Origin of the sequence: Frankia sp. AgPm24, assembly GCF_023243055.1 — a bacterium.
Lineage (GTDB): Bacteria > Actinomycetota > Actinomycetes > Frankiales > Frankiaceae > Frankia > Frankia umida.
The window spans coordinates 87,431-107,364 of record NZ_JALKFW010000199.1 but is presented as its reverse complement, the minus strand read 5'-3'; the positions used below and the strand labels follow the sequence as shown (position 1 = coordinate 107,364).

The window sequence follows — 19,934 nt, the reverse complement described above, 5'->3', positions numbered from 1 at the left end:
CCCGGGCCGCGACCTCCGCGGAGACCGACACGTTCGACGGCGCCTCGTGCACGACCACCAGCCGTCCGGTGCGGCGCCCCGACTCGAGCACCGGGCCCAGGTCCAGCGGCGCCCGCGCACGCCGGGCGGGGGCCGCCCCGGCCCCGGACCTGGTCGCACCGGTGTCGGTGCGCTCGGTGGGCCGGCGCCCCACGGCGCTGCGGGCCGGCGACGTGCCGGTGGAGCAGGTGACCGGCCTGGGCCCGATGCTCGCGCAGCGACCGGTGCTTCCCGGCGAGCCGACCGCCGAGGTGATCGCCGCTGTCGCGCACGCGGCCGAACGCGAGGCGCTGCGCCTGGGCCTGGGCGGCCACGACGGATCGGCGGGTTCGGGTCGGGTCGCGGTCATCGCTCGGCCCAGGGACGTCCAGCCCCTGCGCTCGGCGTTGATCGCGCTGATGCCCGAACTCGCCGTCGCCCCCGACTCGATCGACCCGACCAGCGTCGCCGGTAACGCGCTGGACGCCCCGGTCGCCGTGCTCAGCGTCGCCGAGACCAAGGGCCTGGAGTTCGACGCGGTCGTGCTCGTCGAACCCGCCGACCTGCTCGCCGAACCGACCCGCGGGCTCGCCGACCTCTACGTCGCGCTGACCCGGGCCACCCGCTCCCTGTGCGTCGTGCACTCCGGCGACCTGCCCGACATGCTGCGCGACGGCCTCGACCCCGCCTGACCCCGCCTGACCCCGCCTGATTCAACCGGGCCCCGCCGGACCCCACTGGATTCGGTCGGAGCCGTTTCGCCGCGACCCTCGGTGTGGGCCGTCATCCGGCGCGTGGTCTTCCCGGGTGAGACATGCTCCCTGGCCCGCCAGAAACGGAATCTCGGCGCAGGAAGTAAGCGGTTGAAGATGCAGTGAATTCCTGGCGGGAATGTCGGGAATTTCATGTCGGGTTGGGCCACGTTGTGGATGCTGTAGATGTTCTGGTTGTGTCTCGGAGTGTGCCGGGTGGGTGCTCTGGCCCCTCGTGCGGGCGTGTGCGTGTACTTTTTCCACCGGCCGTCAAATGTTCGGCCGAGGGTCGGCCCGGGGGAGTGGTAAAGGGCCGAAGTTCGGCCTGTAAACCTGGGGGAAATTCGTCATGCTCTTGGTAAGAAATATGCCTGTGGGGCGACAGAAATCATTCCTGGGCTGGCTGCGGTGACGCCGATGTCCGCGGGTGGACAACCCGACGATCACACCGGAATGCTGCGTCGATCTGACCTGCCGCGCCCCCGCAACCCACCGGACGACGAACCCGTCCCGGTGCGGGGCGCCCGAGGCCCCCACCTCCAGGTGTCGGTGGTGGTGCCGACCCGCAACGAGGTGCACAACGTCGCGCCGTTGCTGCGCCGCCTGGACGCGGCGCTGGCCGGGGTCGCCGGGGAGGTCATCTTCGTCGATGACTCCGACGACGGGACGCAGCGGGAGATCGAGCGGGTCCGCGCGACGGTGCGGCTGCCGGTGCGGATACACCACCGGGCCGCCGGGCAGCGCGCGGGCGGGCTCGGTGGCGCGGTGACCGAGGGCTTCGCGCTGTGCGCGGCGCCGTTCGCCGTGATCATCGACGGTGATCTGCAGCATCCGCCGGAGACGATCCCGGACCTGCTGGCCGCGGCGGTCCGCGACGGTGCCGACGTGGTCGTCGCCAGCCGCTACGTGGCCGGCGGCAGCGCGTCCGGGCTGTCCGGGGCGGTCCGCCACTTCGTCTCGTCCGGGTCGAACCTGCTGTGCCGGCTCGCGTTTCCGCGCCGGCTGCGCGGGGTCTCCGACGTGATGAGCGGCTTCTTCCTGGTGCGGGTGGCCGCGGTCGACACCGCGGGACTGCGTCCCGACGGGTACAAGATCCTGCTGGAGCTGCTCGCCACCGCGGGACAGCTGCGGGTGCGCGAGGTCGGCTACACCTTCGCCGAGCGTCACGCCGGGGCGTCCAACGCGTCGATGACCGAGGGTCTGCGGTTCGCCCGCCGCCTGTTCGCCCTGCGGGTGCCGCGGGCCGCTCGGTTCGCGCTGGTCGGCGCGTCCGGCACGGCGCCGAACCTGCTCGGCACCGCCGCGTTGCACCACCTCGGGCTGCACTACCTGGCCGCGGCGATCATCGCCACGCAGGCCGCGATCGCCTGGAACTTCGTCGGCTGTGAACTGCTGGTCTGGGATCGCCGCGACGGCTCCCGGCTGCGGCGCTATCCGACCTTCGCCCTGCTCAACAACCTGGACCTGGTCATCCGGCTGCCCCTGCTGGCGCTGCTGGTCGGCCGCTGGGGCGTGGGCGTGGGCATCGCGACCCTGCTGTCGCTCGCCGCCGCCGTGCTGGTGCGCTACCTGGTGGTCGACCGGCTGGTCTACCGCACCCGTCCCGTGCCCCCGCCCACCGGACGTCGGGCACCGCGCCACCTGGGCGGCCGGGCCCGTCCCACCGCCCGCGAGCGGACCCTCGTCCCCGCGGCGGCGGCCGCGGGCGAGGAGGCCACCGATGCCCCCGGCTGATCCCAGCCGCGCACGGCGGCACCGGCCAGGGCGGCCCAGGCGGCCGAGGCGGGCGCTGCTGGGCGTGGTGCTGCTGGCCTCGGCCGTCGGACAGGGCCTCGCCCTGATCGCGGTGGGCACCCCCGCCCAGGCGCTGACCTGCCCGAACACCGAGTGGAACGCCGACTTCTTCACCGGCACGGCGCTGGCCGGCACCCCGGTCGCCCAGCGCTGCGACGCCGCCGTCGACGTCGACTGGTCGCTGAACGGCCCGGGCGTCACCGGCCTTGGCACCACGAACTACTCCGTGCGCTGGACCCGCACGTTCACCCTCACCGCCGGCACCTACACCGCCTCGGTGACCGGGGACGACGGCGTCCGGGTGCTCATCGACGGGCAGCCGGTGGCCGACGGCTGGGGTGACCACGGCCCCCAGACCTACTCCGGTGCGCGCACGCTGACCGCGGGCGCGCACACCGTGGTCGTCGAGTACTACCAGGGCGCCGGCGGCGCGCGGGTCGACCTCGACTTCACCGGCGACCCCGACCCCGACCCCGACGGCGACCCGGACCCGGACCCGGGCCCCGGCACCGGCGGCCCGGACTGTCCGGCCGGCCAGTGGTCGGGGCAGTACTTCCCGAACCGGACGCTCGCCGGCACCAGCGTGCCCCGCTGCTCGGCCGACATCGACCACGACTGGGGCGGCGGCGACCCGGGACTGCCCGGTATCGGCGCCGACAACTTCTCCGCCCGCTGGACGCGCACCGAGACGCTCGCCGCCGGCACGCTCGCGCTCACCGTGACCGCCGACGACGGCATCCGGGTGTACGTCGACGGCCAGCCCGTCCTCGACCAGTGGCGCGACCAGGGCCCCACCACCTACACGGCGAACGTGGCGGTCAGCGCCGGCAGCCACGACCTGAAGGTGGAGTACTACGAGCACACCGGCGGCGCGACCGTCCACGTCGGCGAACAGTTCACCGCGGCACCGGTGGCGTCCTGCAACTCGATCCAGTGGTCGGCGCAGTACTTCCCGAACGTGACCCTGACCGGCCCGCCGACGCCGGCCCGGTGCGAGACCGGCCTGCACCATCCCTACGGCAACGGCGGCCCGGACGTGCCCGGTATCGGCACCGACGCCTTCTCCGCCCGTTGGACCAGGGTCGACAGCTTCGCCGGCGGCCCGATCCAGATCACCGCGACGGCGGACGACGGGGTCCGCGTCTACGTCGACGGCACCCGCGTCATCGACGGCTGGAACGATCAGGGCCCGACGACGCTCACCGCGTCCCCGACCCTGACCGCGGGCACCCACACCCTCGTCACCGAGTACTACGAGCGTGCCGGCGGCGCGCAGATCCGGGTCGACTACACCGGGGGCGGCGATCCCGGACCGGTCCCGCCGCCCCCACCCGGCGGCTGCACCGCCGACTGCGGCGGCACCTGGCAGACCCTGAGCTACCAGATGCCCGTGCGCTCCGTGCACGCCAGCGTTCTGCACACCGGAGACGTGCTGCTCGTCGCCGGTTCGGGAAACGACCAGGCGGCGTTCGACTCGCACGCCTTCACCGCCACCGTCTGGAACCCGAGCACCGGCCAGTTCGCGAACGCACCCACTGCGGACGACCTTTTCTGTTCCGGACATGTACAGCTCCCGGACGGGCGCATTCTGCTGGCCGGTGGAACATCTGCCTATTCGACGCCGACAACGAACTACAAAGGCCTGGCGAAAAGCTATGTCTTCGATCCGGTGGCGGGCACCTACACCGTCACGAACGACCTGCCCGGCGGCGGCCACTGGTATCCGAGCCTGACCGCGCTCGGCACCGGTGACGTCATCGCCGTCGGCGGGCTGGACCAGAACGCGGCCGGCAGTGTGGCCACCGAACAGTTCGACAGCACCCAGGGCCGCTGGCTGCCCGCGGCCCAGGTACCCCAGACGTTCTTCTTCTGGGGGCTCTACCCGGAACTCAAACTGATGTCCGACGGACGGCTGTTCTACGCCGGCGTCCACACGTTCGGCAACGCGCCGACCGCGGCCGGTTCGAACATCTACGATCCGGCCACCGCCACCGTCAACGACGTCCCCGGCCTGCGTGAGGTCAACCTGCGTGACCAGGGCGCCTCGGTGCTGCTGCCACCGGCCCAGGCCGGCCGGGTACTGACCCTCGGCGGCGGCAACGGCGACGCCGGCGCCGACGCGATCGCCAGCACCGACCTCATCGACCTGCGCCAGGCCGACCCGCGCTGGCAGCCCGGCCCGAACCTGCCCGCGGCGAAGATGTACGTCAGCGCGGTGATCCTGCCCGACGGTCTGGTCCTCGAGACCGGCGGCGGCCGGCACCTGCGTTCCGACCCGGTGCACGAGGCGTCGCTCTACGACCCGGTGACCAACCACTTCACCTCGGTGCCCGCCGATCCGCAGGACCGCACCTACCACTCGCAGGCCTTCCTGCTGCCCGACGGCAGCGTCGCGGCGCTGGGCAACAACCCGCTGGACGGCTCGTTCAACCAGACCATCTCCGTCTACCGGCCGTGGTACATGACCCGGACCCGGCCGTCGATCACCGCCGCCGCCGCCACCTTTGGCTACGGCTCCCATCAGAGCCTCGGCGTCACCGGCGACATCGGTCGCGTCACGTTGCTGCGCCCCGCGTCGGTCACCCATCAGGCCGACCCCAACCAGCGCAGCGTCGACCTGCCGGTCACCGCCGGCCAGAACGGCCAGATCAACGTCGACGTCCCCGCCAATCCGAACCTGCTACCGCCGGGGTACTACATGATGTTCGCGCAGAACACCGCCGGGGTTCCCTCGGTCGCCCGCTGGGTCCGGATCGGATGACCGGCCACAGTGGGCGCCGCGGCACCCTGGTGCTCGTCGCGCTGGTGGTGGTGCTGGTCAACGGCGCCGCGGTCGTCCTGGTCCAGCGCGGCCTGCCCACCGGACCCGACGGGCCCCCCCCCCCCCCCCCCCCGGGGGGGGCCGCCCCCCCCCCCCCCCCCGGGCGAGGCCGACCGGCGAGTCGCGGGCCGCGTCCCGCGGGGCGTCCGCGCGGTGCACGGTGCGGTGTTCTGACGCACCGCGCACCGCGCACCGCCGCGGCCGGCCGGCCACCCGGTCGGCCGCGGCGGTGGGCTACGCCCGCAGCGGACGGCGGCCGACTTGGCTGCGCACCGGGCGACGCCGACGTACCGTCAACCCGTGGAGGACCTGCCGGTACCACCCCGTCATTCCATCCCACCGACCGCGACCCCCCCGGTCGTCGCCTCCCCGGCGACGGCCCCACCGTCGGCGAGCGCCCTGCTCGGCACGCCTGTCGGCGCGCCGCCGGCGGCCGCCACACTGGGCGAGCTTCGCCGCAGCGGGCATGTCCACCGCTCCGTACGCGCCGAGCTGCGGGACAACCTCGTCACCGCGATGCGCGGTGAGCAGCCGCGGTTCCCGGGCATCGTCGGCTTCGACGAGACGGTGCTGCCGCAGGTGGAGCGGGCGATCCTGGCCGGTCACGACATCGTCTTCCTCGGTGAGCGTGGGCAGGGCAAGACGCGCCTGATCCGGACGCTGGTCAGCCTGCTCGACGAGTGGTCACCAGCCGTGGCCGGCTGTGAGATCAACGACCATCCCTACGCGCCGGCCTGCGGGCGCTGTCGGGCGCTCGCCGCCGAGCAGGGGGACGAGCTGGCGGTCAGCTGGCGCCATCGCGGCGAACGGTTCGGGGAGAAGCTCGCCACACCCGACACCAGCGTCGGTGACCTGATCGGCGATGTCGACCCGGTCAAGGTCGCCGAGGGTCGTACCCTGGGCGACCCGGAGACGGTGCACTACGGGTTGGTCCCACGGACCAACCGCGGCATCTTCAGCGTCAACGAGCTGCCTGACCTTGCCGAACGCATCCAGGTCTCGCTGCTCAACGTGCTCGAGGAACGTGACATCCAGGTTCGCGGCTACCTGCTGCGTCTTCCCCTGGATCTGCTGCTGGTCGCCTCGGCGAACCCCGAGGACTACACCAACCGGGGTCGCATCATCACCCCGTTGAAGGACCGCTTCGGCGCCGAGGTCCGGACCCACTACCCGTTGGTGCTGGCCGACGAGCTCGCGTTGATCCGCCAGGAGGCCGCCGTCAGCTGGGCCGGTTCGCCGCTGGGCAGCCCTGAGCTCGCCGACCATCTGCTCGAGATCGTCGCCCGGTTCACCCGGCTTGTCCGCGACGCGCCGCAGGTCGACCAGCGCTCGGGCGTGTCGGCGCGGCTCGCCGTGGCCGCCGCGGAGACGGTGGCCGCCTCCGCGGTGCGGCGCGCGGCGCTGACCGGCGAGGAGACCGCCACCGCCCGGGTGGTCGACCTCGCCTCGATCATCCCGGCGGTGCGCGGCAAGGTCGAGTTCGACCAGCTCGAGGAGGGCCGCGAGGACGAGGTGCTGGCGCTGCTGCTGCGCCGCGCGATCGCCGAGACCTTCCGGGCCCGGCTGGCCGGCGCGGATCTCACCGGGCTGCAGGACCGCTTCGAGAACGACGGTCCGGTCGAGACCGGGGAGCTGGTCCCGGCGACCGAACTGCTACGCCGGATCGGGCCGGTGCCCGGGCTCGCCGCGATCCTCGGCCGGCTCGGTGTGGACGGCGCGGAGTCGCCCGGCCTCGCCGCCGCCGCGCTCGAGCTCGCGATGGAGGGCCTGTACCTCAACCGCCGGCTGGCCAAGGAGGAACTGCCCGGCCGAACGGTCTACGGCGGGTCGTGACCCAAGGGAGGACATACCGGTGAATTCCGGCACGTTCCGCTACAGCCCGTTCGATGGTGGCCCTGACCCGCTCGCCTCACCGTTCGCCGCCGCCGGCGCCCTGGACGAGATGTCACGCCAGATCCTCGAGGGACGGACCCCCCGCGAGGCGCTCGACGCCCTGCTGCGCCGCGGCATGCCCGGTCGCCGCGGGCTGGACGACCTGCGCCGCGCCATCGAGCGTCGCCGCCGGGAGGCCCGCTCCCGCGGCCGGATGGACGGCACCCTGACCGAGGTCCGTCGGCTGCTGGACACCGCGGTGGGCCAGGAGCGGGCGGCGCTGTTTCCCGACCCGTCCGACACCGCCCGGCTACGCGAGTCCGAACTCGACAGCCTGCCGTCGGACCCGGCCCGGGCCGTGCGCGCGCTCGCCGACTACGACTGGCGCTCCCCGCAGGCACGCGAGACCTACGAGCAGATCTCCGAGCTGTTGCGCCGTGAGGTCCTGGATGCCCAGTTCAAGGGCATGAAGCAGGCGCTCGAGCAGGCCGGTCCGGAGGACTTCGCCCGCATCCGCGAGATGATCGGCGCGTTGAACAGCATGCTCGAGGCGGACCTGCGCGGGGAGGACACCAGCGCGGCGTTCGAGCGGTTCATGGCGGAGTTCGGCGACTTCTTCCCCGAGCAACCGCGGTCGCTGGCCGATCTCGTCGACGCGCTGGCCCGTCGGGCGGCCGCCGCGGCCCGGCTGCTGGCCGGGCTGACCCCCCAGCAGCGGGCCGAACTCGCCGATCTGCTGTCCACCGCGCGGGAGGACCTCGGGCTCGCCGCCGAGATGTCCCGGCTCGACCAGGCGCTGCGGGCGGCCCGGCCCGACCTGAACTGGGGTGGACGGGCACGCGGGCGCGGCTCCCGGATGGGCGAGGGCCTCACCGGCGACACACCGCTGGGCCTCGGCGATGCCACCAGCGCCCTCGAGGAGATGGCCGAGCTGGACGAGCTCGCCTCGACCCTGAGCCAGGACTACGCTGGCGCGTCCCTGCAGGACGTCGATCCCGAGGCCGTCGCTCGGGCGCTGGGCCGCTCCGCCGTCGACGACCTGCGCAGCCTGCAGCAGATCGAGCGGGAACTCGAAAGCCAGGGGTTCATCACCCGCCGGGCCGGCAACCTCGAGCTCACCCCGCGAGCGGTGCGCCGCATCGGTCAGGCGGCGCTTGCCCGCATCTTCCGGCAGGTCTCCGCCCGTGGCCGAGGCGACCACGGCCAGACCGATGCCGGGTCCGCCGGCGATCTGCTGGGCACGTCCCGCGCGTGGCAGTTCGGCGACACCCAACCGATCGATGTGGTGCGCACGGTACGTAACGCCGTGCTGCGCGGCGGTCCGACCGGCCCCGGACGTCCCGTCCGCCTCACGGTCGCCGACTTCGAGGTCGCCGAGACCGAACGTCGTACCACGGCCGCGGTCTGCCTGCTGGTGGACCTGTCGTACTCGATGGCGTTGCGGGGCACCTGGGGCATCGCGAAGTCGACCTCGCTGGCACTGCACGCCCTGGTCAGCACCTCTTTCCCCCAGGACAAGATCCACATCATCGGCTTCTCCGACTACGCCCGCGAGCTGCGCCCGGTCGAGCTCGCCGGGCTCGACTCGGAGATGGTCCAGGGCACCAACCTGCAGCACGCGCTGCTCATCGCCGGCCGGCTGCTCAGCCGCTACCCGCAGGCCGAGCCGGTCGTCATGGTCGTCACCGACGGTGAGCCCACCGCCCACCTGCTGCGCGACGGCACCCCGTCGTTCTCCTGGCCGCCGATGCCCGAGACCCTCGAACTCACCCTGGCCGAGGTCGACAAGCTGACCCGGCGCGGCGTCACGATCAACGTCTTCATGCTCGACGACGAGCCCCGGCTGGTGCAGTTCGTCGAGGAGATGGCCCGCCGCAACGGTGGCCGGATCCTCTCCCCCGACCCGCAGGCACTCGGCAGCTACGTCATCCGCGACTATCTACGCTCCCGGAGTCGCCGCCGCGCCGCCCGCTGACCCACCAGCCGCCTTCCGCCGCCCCCGCCTGGCGGGGGTCGCGGAAGGCGGGGCGGTGGAAGACCCGGCGGTGGGCGGGTCGGCGCGGTCCGGCGCGGGGTCGTGGGAGCGCGCGACGATGCGGGGGTCGTGGGCGACGCCGTCCCAGAAGTCGACCGCCAGCTTCTCGTAGGCGAGACCGAGTTCCAGCGTCTGGCGCAGTGACCACACGATCTCCCGCGGTGGCAACGCCGCGAGCCGCTGGTACACCGCCAGCTGCACGCGGTGCGCGTCCGCCTGCTCGCGGGCCAGTCGGGTCACGTCCTGCGGCTGGGCCAGGTCACCGAAGGCGAGGCGCAGCAGGCCCGGGTCGCGCAGTTCGGTACGGCCCGCGTCGCTGCGCGCCAGCCACTGCTCGAACCGGCGCCGGCCGGCCTCGGTGATCCGAAAGACCCGGCGGTGACGGCCACCCTCCTCCCGTTCCTCCTCCAGCAGCCCGGCCGCGGCCAGCCGTGGGGGCTCCTTGTAGAGCTGCGCATGGGGAAACGACCAGAAATGCCCCACTGACCCGGCCACGCCCACCTTCAGGTCGTACGGCGTGGCACTGCCGCGGCGGGCGATCTCCCCGAGCACCAGGTAGGACACGGGCGTCAGCGCGATCTCCTCCATGATCCCGATGATACGGCTTGACTCATACGGTCTCTTTAATACTATTGCCTGGACGGTATGAAAGAGATGGTTGACCCGCCCGACTCGCCCTCCTGGAGATCCGCCATGCCGACCTTCCCCTGGACCACGCCACACAGTCCGACGGCCTCACCGAACCGGCCGCCCGAGCCGGCGGGTGGCGCGACCACCCAGACGATGGCGTCCCGGTTCATCCTGCGGTCACGCTGGCAGACGGTCGCGATGCTGCGACAGTCCCTGGCGGTGCGCCGAGCACTGCTGACCACACCGGGGGCACTCGGGGTGTCCCTGGTGGCTCGCCCACTTCGGCGCGAGTACTACACGCTGTCGCGCTGGACCGACCGCGACGCCCTCAACGCCTTCGTCCGCGGCGACGCGCACGTCGCGGCGATGCGCCGGTTTGGTCCCGCGATGGCCGATGCCCGCTTCGCCCTCTGGCCCACCGCGGCCGAGGCGGACGCGCCGAGCTGGGAGGACGCCTTCGCCCGCCTCGCCGACGCCCCGCCACGGCCGCACCAGGCACCCACCCGCGTCGGGTGAACTCCGCCGAGAGCTCGGCACCCGACCCCAGGGCGCCACCGAACCACGGCCGGTCTGCTACCGTCCGCGATCGTGTTGATGCGGAGAGTGCGAGGGCCGGCGAGACATCGCGACACCGCGCCCCGCCGCGTCGCCAGACCTCGCCCACCCGCCCGCTCCCGGCTGCTGGCCGCCGTCCTGCTGACCGCGGGGGTCGCCCTGGCACCGGCGGCCCTGCCCGCCACTCCCGTACTGGCCGGGGCGTCACACGGGACGATCAGCAGCCCGTCCTCGACGGGGGCCATCCCCGCCAGCCCCGGTGCCACGGCCACCCTTGGCTCGTCCACCTCGGGCCGGCCGGACGCCCCGAGCGCTCCCGGCGCGCTCACCGCCGCGGAGCAGGAGCGGGTCACGCTCTACTGGACCACCACCCGCCGGGAGCGCGCCTTCGGCTCCCACTCCGCCGCCAGAGCAGACACGACCGATGTCGGCCCCGAGGCCGGCCTCGGGGCCGATGCGGCTGAGATGTCCCCGTCGGCGGCCGCGGCCGAGACCGGCCAGGGACCGGCGGGTGCGCCGCCGGCGCCGAGCAACGGCGCTCCCTACCGTGGCGGTGGGCTGGTCACCTCGACGACCGGGCGGCTGTTCACCACCATCGACGGCGCCGACTTCGCCTGTTCCGCCAGCGTCGTCACGAGCCCGGGCCGCAACCTTGTCGTCACCGCCGGACACTGCCTGCACGGCGGGGCGGGCTCCACCTTCGCCCGCAACGTCGCCTTCGTGCCGGGCTACGCCAACGGTTCGATGCCCTACGGCATCTGGACCGCCCGGCAGCTGCTCGTCACCCCGGGCTGGTCCCAGCGCGGGGACTTCGATGTCGACGCCGGCTTCGCCACGTTCAACCCGCACGGCGGACGTCGCCTCCAGGACGTCGTCGGCGCCCAGGACATCGCGTTCAACCTGCCGGCCACCGTCCGGCAGTACAGCTTCGGCTATCCGCGGCTGACGCCGTTCGACGGCACTCGGCTGATCTACTGCGCGAGCCCCGCGGCGACCGACCCGTACGGCGGCCCGTCCATCGGAATCCGCTGCCGTATGACCGCCGGAGCCAGCGGCGGCCCCTTCCTCACCGGCCTCGGTCAGCTCGGCCCCGGGCACGGCTGGATCGACGGGGTCATCAGCTACGCCTACGCCGGTTCGACCGACCGGCTGTACGGCACCCGCTTCGGCGACGAGGTCCGCACCCTTTACATCCGCTCCCTCCAGCTGTGAGGCACCCCGGCCCGGGGTGGTCCGGCCGAGTGGTTCGACCGGACCCGCCCCAGCCGGTGTGCCAACCTCCGCCATCGATCGATAGCGTCGGCACATGCCACATCCGGGTGCCTTCGGGTTGTTACTGACCCTGCACGTCGTCCTCGCACTGTTCCTGCTGGGACCGCTCGCCCTGGTCTGCGTGACGGCGCCGGTGCTGCTGCGGGCGGTACCCGGGCCGCTGCCGGTGCTGCTGCTGGCCACCCGGCTGGTGCGGGTGCTCGCGGCAGCCTCGCTGCTCCTCGTGCTCACCGGCGTGGGGCTGGTCCATCAGGGATCGTTCGGCAGCGTCCGCTCGCTGGGAGACGGCTGGCTGCTGGGCTCGCTCCTGCTGTGGGCGCTGGGCTGTGCGAGCTGTCTGGGCCTGGTCGCGCCGGGAATGTCGCGTGCGATCGCCGAGGTGGAGGCCGGTGGCGACGCTCGGCGCCGGATCGCCGGCGTCGCCGTCGGCGCGGCGACGAGCACCCTGTGCTGGCTTCTCGTCGCCAGCCTGATGGTGATCAAGCCTGGCGCCTGAACGCCCGCGTCGATCAGCTCGCGGCCGCCAGCGACGCACGGCCCGCCTCGCCCCGATCGACGACATCCTCGAGCTTGTCGAGCAGCCGGTCCCACACCGGCCGGGGCAGGTCGTGGCCCATCCCGTCGATCTCGAACAGTTCGGCGGCCGGGATCGCCGCCGCGGTCAACCGTCCGCCCAGGACGGGCACCAGCGGGTCCGCCCCGCCGTGCACCACGAGCGTGGGGGTGGTGAGCGTCGCGAGATCGGCGGTCCGGTCGGGCGCGCTGAGCAGGGCCGCGGCCTGGCGCAGCAGCCCGTTCGGGTCGCTGCGCCGCTCCCAGTAGATCCGGGTCCGCTGGGCGAGCCATGCCTCGTCCGAGGGAAACTCCGGTGAGCCGAGCACCCGCTGGGCCTCCTGGGCGGCGAGCAGGGACTCCTCCAGGCTCTCCGGGGCCGGGCGCATGAACAGCCCGAGCGCCTCGGGTCTCGGCTGCACCCGGTGATCACCGGGATGTGACATCAGGGACGTGAGGCTGCGGACCCGTCCCGGCTGACGCAGCGCCGCGACCTGGGCGATCATGCCACCCATCGACTGGCCGACCAGGTGCGCCGATTCGATGCGCAGGGCGTCGAGCAGCCCGAGGGCATCCTCGGCCAGGTCGGCCAGGGTGTAGGGGGCATGTTCGAACCGGCCGGCCAGGATCGCGGCGAGATCGGGCTGACCAAGGGCGTCGAGATGAGTCGACTCGCCGACGTCCCGGTTGTCGAACACGATCACCCGGTAGCCGCGGCGGGCCAGCGCGACCAGAAGATCTGGATGCCAGCCGGCGCGTTGCTGGCCGAGCCCGCCGATCAGCAACAACGGCCGTCCGCCGTTGTCACCGTGAATCTCGTAGGCCAGCTGCAGGCCGTTGGCCATGACGATGCTCATGGCCCGGACGGTAGCCATCCGATGGCGCAGACGCACGCCTTCCCGCCCAAGACACCCAAGCCCACCCTCGGGACTCGCCCTGAGGTCCACCGCGAGGCCCACTGCCGAGTCCACCGCGAGGCGAAGGGCATGTAGCCCACAGACTCACTACCTTGTGCGCTTGGTTGACTCTATTTGGTGACGATGACCGTAGGGCTGGCGGACACAGGTGATCTTTCCGACAATCGAGTTCGCGGCGTTCTTCGCCGTGGTCCTGTCCCTGTCGTGGCTGCTCATGCCACACCCGTGGGCGTGGAAGCCCATGATCCTCGCGGCCTCCTACCTGTTCTACGGCTACGCCGACGCCCGGTTCGTCCTGCTGCTCGTCGCATCGACCCTGTTCAACCAGGCCGCCGCCCGGGCGATCCACCGCTGGCACGACCGGCGGATCCTCATGGCCGCGGTCGCGGGCAACCTGGGCCTGCTCGGCTGGTTCAAGTACTACGGCTTCTTCGCCCTGTCCGTGGACGAGGCGCTGCGCGGAGTCGGCCTGCCCGCACCGCTACCGCTGCTGCAGGTGGCGCTGCCGATCGGGATCTCGTTCTTCACGTTCCAGGCGATCAGCTACGTCGTCGACGTCCACCGCGGGGTGACCACCCCCGCGCCGCTGCTCGACTTCGCGGTCTACGAGGCGTTCTTCCCGCATCTGGTCGCCGGACCGATCGTGCGGGCCAGCGAGTTCCTCCCCCAGCTGACCACGCCCCGCGATCCTCGTCGGGTCCCGCTGTACCGCGCGCTGCTGCTCATCCTCGGCGGCCTGGCCAAGAAGGTGGTACTCGCCGATCTGATCGCGACCCGGCTGGTCGACCCCGTGTTCGCCGTGCCCGCGCAGCACTCCAGCGCCGAGGTCCTCGCCGCGGTGTACGGCTACGCGGTCCAGATCTACTGCGACTTCTCCGCCTACTCCGACATCGCGATCGGGCTCGCCCTGCTGCTCGGCTTCCGCTTCCCGGACAACTTCGACCGCCCGTACGCCGCCCACAGTCTGCAGGAGTTCTGGCGGCGCTGGCACATGACCCTGTCCCGATGGCTGCGCGACCACATCTACCTGCCACTGGGCGGCAGCCGTGCCGGCCCGCGGCGCACCCAGCTCAATCTCATGATCACCATGATGCTGGGTGGACTGTGGCACGGCGCCGCCTGGACGTTCGTGCTGTGGGGCACCCTGCATGGCGCGGCCCTCGCCCTGGAGCGTCGCCTGCGCGCCCGACGGGATCACCTCGGACGTCCCGCGGGACGTTCCGCCGCCCGACCCGTGTCCCTGCCGCTTCCCCGGCGTGAGGCCGCCCCGGTGCCGGTGCCGGCTGGTGGCCTGCTGACGGAGCCAGCCCTCCGGTCGACGACGACCCCGGTGCACCTCGCCTCCGGTCCGGCCCGCGAGCTCGGGCCCGCACCTGGCCCGGCCCCCGGCCCCGCCTCGCCATCGCGGGTGCGGACCTGGATCGGGCGGCTGGTGGTCTTCCACTTCGTCTGCGCGACATGGGTGCTGTTTCGCGCCCCGGACCTGGGAACGGCCGGTCAGGTGTTCGCTCGGCTGGTCAGCAGGCCCGGTCCGGCACCGCTGGTCACCCCCACCGTGGTGGCCGCGATCCTCGCCGGGTTGGCGACGGCGGCCGTACCCCGGGCCTGGTGGATCGCCGTGCGCGGCCGGTTCGCCCGGCTCGGCGCCGGTCTCCAGATCGTCCTGATCACCGCTGCCGTCACGGTCATCTATCACGCCGTCGGGACACAGACGGTGTCCCCGTTCATCTACTTCCGCTTCTGACCTGTCCCTTCACCGTCGAGCCAGCGTCCCGCGGGACGCCCGACCGCATGACCGCCAGAACAGGACGGCGCAGAGATGACCGAACCCCAGCGCGACGACAGCCAACCGGACGGTCCGACCGAATCGGCCGGGCGGGCGATGCTGGTGGTGCTGGGCGTACTGGGACTGCTGGCGGTGCTGCGGGCGCCAGCCATGGTGCACACCGGGGAGGGGATGCGCCCTGGACTCACCCGGACCCTGGTGCTCGGCGGGGCGCGTCCACTCGTCGAGGTGACGCACCCGCTGCGCCTTGACCTGCCGGATCGCTGGCTGGCCGACCTCTTCGGTCGGACCCCCGCCTCCTCCCCGTCGAACCCGGGCCTGGCCAGCACCGCCCGCCGGATGACGCCACAGCCCGCCCGCCCGGCACGGACGGTGCCCGCGCTGCGGGTCCCGAGCGTCGCCGACCCGCAGCGGGTACTGATCACCGGCGACTCCCTCACCGAGACACTCGGCCCGGCGATCGCCACCGCGGCGGGCACCACGGTGCGCTCGCGCACCGAGACCCGATACGGGACGGGTCTGGTGCGTCCGGACTTCTTCGACTGGGCCGTCCAGGCCCGCGCCCAGGTCGCGCAGCGCGACCTGGAGCTGGTCATCGTCACCATGGGCGGCAACGACGGACAGACGATCACGTTGCCCGACGGGACACTGCTGCCCGCCGGAACACCGCGGTGGGCCGCCGAGTACACCCGACGGGCCGAGGTGGTGATGCGGATCTGGACCGGCGACGGCACCCGGCACCTGCTGTGGCTGGGCCTGCCGCCCGCCCGGTCGAAGCGCCTGGCCGGCTACTTCGACCAGCTCGACACCGCGACCGCCGCGGCCGCGAGGACCGTTCCCGGCGCCACCTACCTGGATCTTCGCCGTTGGCTGTCGCGGGACGGCGGCTACAGCGACTACCTCACCACCGCCGATGGCCGGGCCGTACTCGCCCGCTCCCGCGACGGGGTGCACCTCACCCTGGACGGCGCTCGGATCGCCGCGGGGCCCGTCCTCGAGGCCGTTGCCGCCATGCGCCAACCGGGCTGAGCCCCGCCCGCGCGGCGCGGGTCAGCGCGTTCGGAAGCCGAAGCCGGCACCATCGAGATCAGTGCGCGCGCCGGTGACAGCCGTGCGTGCGTCGGCGAGGAGCCGCACCGCCCGCGCACCGGCCGGCTCCAGGGCGTCGGCCAGCGCGGCGAGCAGCTCCTCGGCGAGCACGGCCACCTGGTCCGCCAGCGCGTGTGGGGCCAGCCGAGGGGGACGCATCCCCGGCGGCGAACCGACACCGGCACGTTCCCCCAGAACGGCCAGCTCGTTGATCAGTCGAACAGTCCGCTGTGCCCGGCTCACTTCGCCTGGCACGGGAACCTCCCAGGACGCGCCGGCCCAGCCGCGCAGCTGCCGCACGAGCAGCCGCACCTCGCGGGCGAGCTCGACCACTGAGGTGGACATCCGGGCAGGATACCGGACCGAACCGACGCCGGCCCTTGCCGGGCGCTGTGGTCTGGGGCACGCTTACGACATGAGTCGTTGACGTCGGGTTTCACGACTGGAGGCGCGCATGTCACTACACCGTTCCCCGCAGGTCCGTTCCCCGCAGGTCCGTTCCGCTCAGACGCATCAGTACCTCATCGAGCGAATCCCCAAGGTCACCGGTCATGAGGTGAACATCTGGCTGGGCCGGCTGGCCGAGGGCCCAGGGCTGCTGCGCTTCTCCGAGCGGGTGAACTGGCTACGCGCCGAGCACAACCTGCCGCACAGCTACGCCTCCGCTCTCGTACACGAAGCCGACCTACGCCGCCGGGCGATCCGCACCTAGGCCGCACGTGGCCCGGCTGGGGGACGCTGCCCCGGGATCCGCGATCCGGTGCGGCCGCCCCCAGCCGCCGGCCGAGGCCGCTGGCCAGACCGACGCTACTGACGAAGCTTGGACAGCAGGCGCAGCATCTCCAGGTAGACCCAGACGAAGCCAATGAGCAGACCGAACGCGGCACGCCAGGCCTCCGACCGCGGCGCCCCCGCCTGGATCGCCCGCTCGATACCGTCGAAGTCGAGGATGAACTGCAGGCTGGCCACGCCGAGCACCACCACGCTGAACAGGATTCCCAGCGGCGACGGATCGTTGATCACTGGCAGGTGGCTGTCGCTGACACCGCGCACCACGAGATCCGCCAGGCCCAGCAGGACAACGCCGAACAGCACGCCCGTCACGATGCGGGCCATCCGCGGCGTGGCGCGCAGCCGGCGGCTGCGGTAGGCGACCAGCATCGCGACGAAGATCAGCCCGGTGCCAAGCAGTGCCTGCGGGACGATGTGGGCGAACGCGTCCTCGAAGTAGCGCGAGACCGCGCCGACCGCGACGCCCTCGATCAGCGCGAACGCGATCACCAGCGACGGCCGGATGGTCCCGCGCATCGAGACGACCAGGCTCAGGGCCAGCGCGACGAGACCGGCGCCCAGCGCGATGCCCGGAGCGCCCGGCCCGATCAGCCACCCGCCGACGGCGCCGATGCCCAGCACCGCGAACAGGCCGAGGGTGTGAACCACGACATCGTCGACGGTGAGCGTCGTCGGCTGCCGGAACTGGCTGGAAAGCTGCTCCGGGGTGGGCGTGGGCGGCGGCGCGAAGGACCCTGGGCGCAGCGCGGGGTTCGAGGAACGTAGGTCGGCCATCGAGCCGGCTCCTCCAACGACAGTGAACGAGATGGTCACCGGTCCAACGATCTCGCGCGCGCAGGGGTTCCCGACCGGGACGCGAGGGTGAGTCCAGCCCAACGTCGATCGCCCACGCGCGCAACTGGGCGGCGTGGGCGATCGACGTTGAGCAAATGTGCCGGTGGTCGGAGTCGAACCGACACTCGAGCTGTTTTTAGGACAGCCTCCTCTACCAGTTGGGATACACCGGCTCGTCTACATCGCTGCTATTTCTACCACGCTACGTAGGTTCTGGGAATAACACATCGCGGATGAAGCAGTCGGGGTCGACGACACCGACGAAAGCGTGACTCTTCGTGACGGGGATGCCGCTCATTCGCCATGACCTTCGATCGGAGGTGGACCGAGCGGCGACAGTCAAATACCTCGGGCCGTAGGCACAGTTAGCAGATGCCACCGGCCTCGCCGGAATAGCCCACTAAGGTGCACGGAACCCGGCCGACCTCATCTCTGGACAGTCGCCGGCATTCGTGGTGTGCACCGGATGCCGGTCACATCCCGCTCAGCTGTCGGACGAGCCCTCTGATGCGCCGGAGGGGGCCGCCGATGCCGACACGGCCGGCGTCGGCGTGGCCACGCTGCGGAACTCCCTGCGCGGATCGGCGAAGGAACCCAGCGAGACGATCTCTCGCCGGAAGAAGAGCGCGAGGGTCCAGTCGGCCATCACCCTGGCCTTGCGGTTGACGGTCGGCACGCGGCTGAGGTGGTAGGTCCGGTGCATCAACCAGGCTGGCCAGCCACGCAACCGCACCCCGTACACCTCGGCGACCCCCTTGTGCAGGCCAAGCGACGCCACGCTGCCGGCATAACTGTGCTCATAGGGACGAATCGGACGCTTCCTCAGCTCGGCGACGAGGTTGTCCGCGAGGCGAGCCGCCTGGCGGACGGCATGCTGCGCCGACGGACCCGTGGTCGCCCCCTCCCCCTTGGTCAGGTCGGGCACCGCGGCGCAGTCACCCGCGGTCCAGGCGCCGGGCACTCCGTCGACCTGGAGGAAGGCCGTGGCCCGCACCCGGCCCCGTTCGTCGAGCGGAAGGTCCGTCCGGGACAGCACGGGGTTCGGCTTGACGCCAGCGGTCCAGACGACGGTTCCGGCATCGAAGCGCTCGCCGCTGTCCAACTCGACCCGCCCATCGACCAGACTTTCCACCCGCGTTTTCAGCTTGACCTCGATTCCGCGATGCTCCAGTTGCTTCACGGTATAAAGACCCATCGCCGGAGAAACCTCCGGAAGTATTCGGCCGGTGGCCTCCACCAGAACCCAGCGCATCTCGTCCGCACTGAGATCAGGATAAAACGAGCAGGCATCGCGGGCCATGTCCTCGAGTTCGGCGAGGGCCTCGATTCCCGCATAACCGCCACCGATGAACAGGAATGTGAGGGCGCGGCGCCGGACCGCCGCCTCCGTGGCGGAGGCCGCGGCGTCAAGGCGGCTGAGGACCTGATTGCGTAGGTAGATCGCCTCGGCTGCGCTCTTGAACCCGATGCCCTGCTCCGCCAGCCCCGGAATGGGCAGTGTTCGCGCCACCGAGCCGGGACACATCACCAGCACGTCGTACGTCACCTCGAAATGATCACCGAGGGGCGGCTGGATCACCGCCACCCGTCGCCCGTGGGACACGGACTGTACAGTCCCGCTGATCACGCGACTGGACTTGAGCACCTTGCGCAGCGGAACGACCACATGTCGTGGCTCCAGGTTGCCGGCGGCCGCCTCGGGCAGGAACGGCTGGTAGGTCATGTACGAGTTTGGGTCGACCACCGTGATGCTCGCCTCGCCGCCGCGCAGCTTCCGCTGCAGTCGCAGGGCCGTGTACATGCCGACGTAACCCCCACCGACGATGAGGATGTGCGGTGCGCGCCCATAGCTCATGCGAAAACCGTACCCGCGACGACCGTGTCACACCGCCGCTCGAACCAACCGGCACGACCATTTCCGTGACGCACGACACGTAATACAGATGAGTGCTTTGGACCACGCGCCGTGGTGACGGCCACATTTCGGCCCACATTGTGAACGCACTCAGCCCGGTTCGACCAGCCGTGGGGTCGAGGCGAAAACCGTGTCGAGCATCACCTCGGTGACCCGCCCGGTGAAGGTGTTCTGCCGGCCCGGGTGATAACAGCCGACAACGGTGGCCCGCGCGACAGGCAGACACCCGCGCGTCGAGTTCGTCGGCCCGGCCGCCGTGGCGGCGAACGTCACCACCTGCCCGCCGGGCTCGGCCGCTGG

General features: G+C 72.0%; 17 protein-coding genes, 1 tRNA gene and 1 pseudogene. 11 read left to right on the top strand and 8 right to left on the bottom strand.

The features are described 5' to 3' along the window. Positions 1-115 (bottom strand): annotated as a pseudogene (locus MXD61_RS28915) (alpha-ketoacid dehydrogenase subunit beta); the annotation flags it as partial. A gap of 130 nt (positions 116-245) precedes the next feature. Here MXD61_RS28915 and MXD61_RS17080 point away from each other — a divergent pair. The 5 genes from MXD61_RS17080 to MXD61_RS17060 all read left to right on the top strand — a co-directional run bounded on the left by MXD61_RS17080 (position 246) and on the right by MXD61_RS17060 (position 9,232). After that, complete coding sequence (locus tag MXD61_RS17080; protein ID WP_374629095.1) at positions 246-710, top strand: ATP-binding domain-containing protein; 465 nt, start codon at positions 246-248, stop codon at positions 708-710. A 513-nt stretch (positions 711-1,223) separates the two neighbouring features. After that, positions 1,224-2,504, top strand: a complete 1,281-nt coding sequence (locus MXD61_RS17075; RefSeq protein WP_248814404.1) for a glycosyltransferase family 2 protein — start codon at positions 1,224-1,226, stop codon at positions 2,502-2,504. Then, positions 2,491-5,325 carry a PA14 domain-containing protein gene (locus MXD61_RS17070; protein ID WP_248814402.1) on the top strand — a complete coding sequence of 945 codons (2,835 nt, stop codon included), beginning with the start codon at positions 2,491-2,493 and terminating at the stop codon, positions 5,323-5,325. Before MXD61_RS17075 ends, MXD61_RS17070 begins: the two co-directional genes overlap by 14 nt. A gap of 459 nt (positions 5,326-5,784) precedes the next feature. Beyond that, a complete protein-coding gene (locus tag MXD61_RS17065) occupies positions 5,785-7,218 on the top strand; it encodes a magnesium chelatase (RefSeq protein WP_308222778.1) in 1,434 nt (477 codons plus the stop codon). A gap of 19 nt (positions 7,219-7,237) precedes the next feature. Continuing rightward, positions 7,238-9,232, top strand: coding sequence for a VWA domain-containing protein (locus MXD61_RS17060; protein ID WP_248814400.1), 1,995 nt, complete (start codon positions 7,238-7,240; stop codon positions 9,230-9,232). Here the strand turns inward: MXD61_RS17060 and MXD61_RS17055 are convergent. Continuing rightward, positions 9,197-9,880 (bottom strand): helix-turn-helix transcriptional regulator, encoded by a 684-nt coding sequence (locus tag MXD61_RS17055; RefSeq protein WP_248814398.1) that lies wholly within the window; start codon positions 9,878-9,880, stop codon positions 9,197-9,199. The two genes, MXD61_RS17060 and MXD61_RS17055, sit on opposite strands and share 36 nt — an antisense overlap. Before the next feature lie 66 nt (positions 9,881-9,946). On the opposite strand from MXD61_RS17055, the gene MXD61_RS17050 reads away from it, so the two are divergent. The 3 genes from MXD61_RS17050 to MXD61_RS17040 all read left to right on the top strand — a co-directional run bounded on the left by MXD61_RS17050 (position 9,947) and on the right by MXD61_RS17040 (position 12,245). Next, entirely contained in the window at positions 9,947-10,438 is a 492-nt protein-coding gene (locus MXD61_RS17050) for an antibiotic biosynthesis monooxygenase (protein WP_248814396.1), read from the top strand. Positions 10,439-10,516: 78 nt separating this feature from the next. Continuing rightward, entirely contained in the window at positions 10,517-11,689 is a 1,173-nt protein-coding gene (locus MXD61_RS17045; RefSeq protein WP_248814394.1) for a serine protease, read from the top strand. Between the two features lie 94 nt (positions 11,690-11,783). Further along, entirely contained in the window at positions 11,784-12,245 is a 462-nt protein-coding gene (locus MXD61_RS17040) for a hypothetical protein (protein ID WP_248814392.1), read from the top strand. Between the two features lie 13 nt (positions 12,246-12,258). Here the strand turns inward: MXD61_RS17040 and MXD61_RS17035 are convergent, their stop codons facing one another. Further along, entirely contained in the window at positions 12,259-13,158 is a 900-nt protein-coding gene (locus MXD61_RS17035) for an alpha/beta fold hydrolase (RefSeq protein ID WP_248814390.1), read from the bottom strand. A gap of 208 nt (positions 13,159-13,366) precedes the next feature. On the opposite strand from MXD61_RS17035, the gene MXD61_RS17030 reads away from it, so the two are divergent. Both MXD61_RS17030 and MXD61_RS17025 read left to right on the top strand, forming a co-directional pair. Further along, positions 13,367-14,962 (top strand): MBOAT family protein, encoded by a 1,596-nt coding sequence (locus tag MXD61_RS17030; protein ID WP_248814388.1) that lies wholly within the window; start codon positions 13,367-13,369, stop codon positions 14,960-14,962. A 75-nt stretch (positions 14,963-15,037) separates the two neighbouring features. Continuing rightward, complete coding sequence (locus MXD61_RS17025; protein ID WP_248814387.1) at positions 15,038-16,033, top strand: DUF459 domain-containing protein; 996 nt, start codon at positions 15,038-15,040, stop codon at positions 16,031-16,033. Positions 16,034-16,054: 21 nt separating this feature from the next. On the opposite strand, the gene MXD61_RS17020 is transcribed toward MXD61_RS17025, so the two are convergent. Then, on the bottom strand, positions 16,055-16,438 hold the full coding sequence (locus MXD61_RS17020) for a hypothetical protein (RefSeq protein ID WP_248814385.1): 384 nt from the start codon (positions 16,436-16,438) through the stop codon (positions 16,055-16,057). Positions 16,439-16,547: 109 nt separating this feature from the next. Here MXD61_RS17020 and MXD61_RS17015 point away from each other — a divergent pair, with 109 nt between their 5' ends. Further along, positions 16,548-16,805, top strand: coding sequence for a DUF4287 domain-containing protein (locus MXD61_RS17015; protein WP_163547558.1), 258 nt, complete (start codon positions 16,548-16,550; stop codon positions 16,803-16,805). Between the two features lie 95 nt (positions 16,806-16,900). Here the strand turns inward: MXD61_RS17015 and MXD61_RS17010 are convergent, their stop codons facing one another. From MXD61_RS17010 to MXD61_RS16995, 4 genes are all read right to left on the bottom strand, one after another. Then, positions 16,901-17,659 (bottom strand): Bax inhibitor-1/YccA family protein, encoded by a 759-nt coding sequence (locus MXD61_RS17010; protein WP_248814383.1) that lies wholly within the window; start codon positions 17,657-17,659, stop codon positions 16,901-16,903. 158 nt (positions 17,660-17,817) lie between these two features. Further along, positions 17,818-17,892: transfer RNA gene (locus MXD61_RS17005), tRNA-Leu, on the bottom strand. Between the two features lie 311 nt (positions 17,893-18,203). Continuing rightward, complete coding sequence (locus MXD61_RS17000) at positions 18,204-19,574, bottom strand: NAD(P)/FAD-dependent oxidoreductase (protein ID WP_285223299.1); 1,371 nt, start codon at positions 19,572-19,574, stop codon at positions 18,204-18,206. Between the two features lie 150 nt (positions 19,575-19,724). Continuing rightward, positions 19,725-19,907, bottom strand: a complete 183-nt coding sequence (locus MXD61_RS16995) for a hypothetical protein (RefSeq protein ID WP_248814380.1) — start codon at positions 19,905-19,907, stop codon at positions 19,725-19,727. Positions 19,908-19,934: the final 27 nt, after the last annotated feature.

What these genes read in the sequence shown, in the direction of transcription:
- MXD61_RS17035 (WP_248814390.1), bottom strand. Translation starts at nt 13,158, where the DNA reads ATGAGCATCGTCATGGCCAACGGCCTGCAGCTGGCCTACGAGATTCAC.
- MXD61_RS17080 (WP_374629095.1), top strand. Translation starts at nt 246, where the DNA reads ATGCTCGCGCAGCGACCGGTGCTTCCCGGCGAGCCGACCGCCGAGGTG.
- MXD61_RS17075 (WP_248814404.1), top strand. Translation starts at nt 1,224, where the DNA reads ATGCTGCGTCGATCTGACCTGCCGCGCCCCCGCAACCCACCGGACGAC.
- MXD61_RS17050 (WP_248814396.1), top strand. Translation starts at nt 9,947, where the DNA reads ATGGTTGACCCGCCCGACTCGCCCTCCTGGAGATCCGCCATGCCGACC.
- MXD61_RS17045 (WP_248814394.1), top strand. Translation starts at nt 10,517, where the DNA reads ATGCGGAGAGTGCGAGGGCCGGCGAGACATCGCGACACCGCGCCCCGC.
- MXD61_RS17015 (WP_163547558.1), top strand. Translation starts at nt 16,548, where the DNA reads ATGTCACTACACCGTTCCCCGCAGGTCCGTTCCCCGCAGGTCCGTTCC.
- MXD61_RS17070 (WP_248814402.1), top strand. Translation starts at nt 2,491, where the DNA reads ATGCCCCCGGCTGATCCCAGCCGCGCACGGCGGCACCGGCCAGGGCGG.
- MXD61_RS17000 (WP_285223299.1), bottom strand. Translation starts at nt 19,574, where the DNA reads ATGAGCTATGGGCGCGCACCGCACATCCTCATCGTCGGTGGGGGTTAC.
- MXD61_RS17020 (WP_248814385.1), bottom strand. Translation starts at nt 16,438, where the DNA reads ATGTCCACCTCAGTGGTCGAGCTCGCCCGCGAGGTGCGGCTGCTCGTG.
- MXD61_RS17025 (WP_248814387.1), top strand. Translation starts at nt 15,038, where the DNA reads ATGACCGAACCCCAGCGCGACGACAGCCAACCGGACGGTCCGACCGAA.
- MXD61_RS17010 (WP_248814383.1), bottom strand. Translation starts at nt 17,659, where the DNA reads ATGGCCGACCTACGTTCCTCGAACCCCGCGCTGCGCCCAGGGTCCTTC.
- MXD61_RS17040 (WP_248814392.1), top strand. Translation starts at nt 11,784, where the DNA reads ATGCCACATCCGGGTGCCTTCGGGTTGTTACTGACCCTGCACGTCGTC.
- MXD61_RS17055 (WP_248814398.1), bottom strand. Translation starts at nt 9,880, where the DNA reads ATGGAGGAGATCGCGCTGACGCCCGTGTCCTACCTGGTGCTCGGGGAG.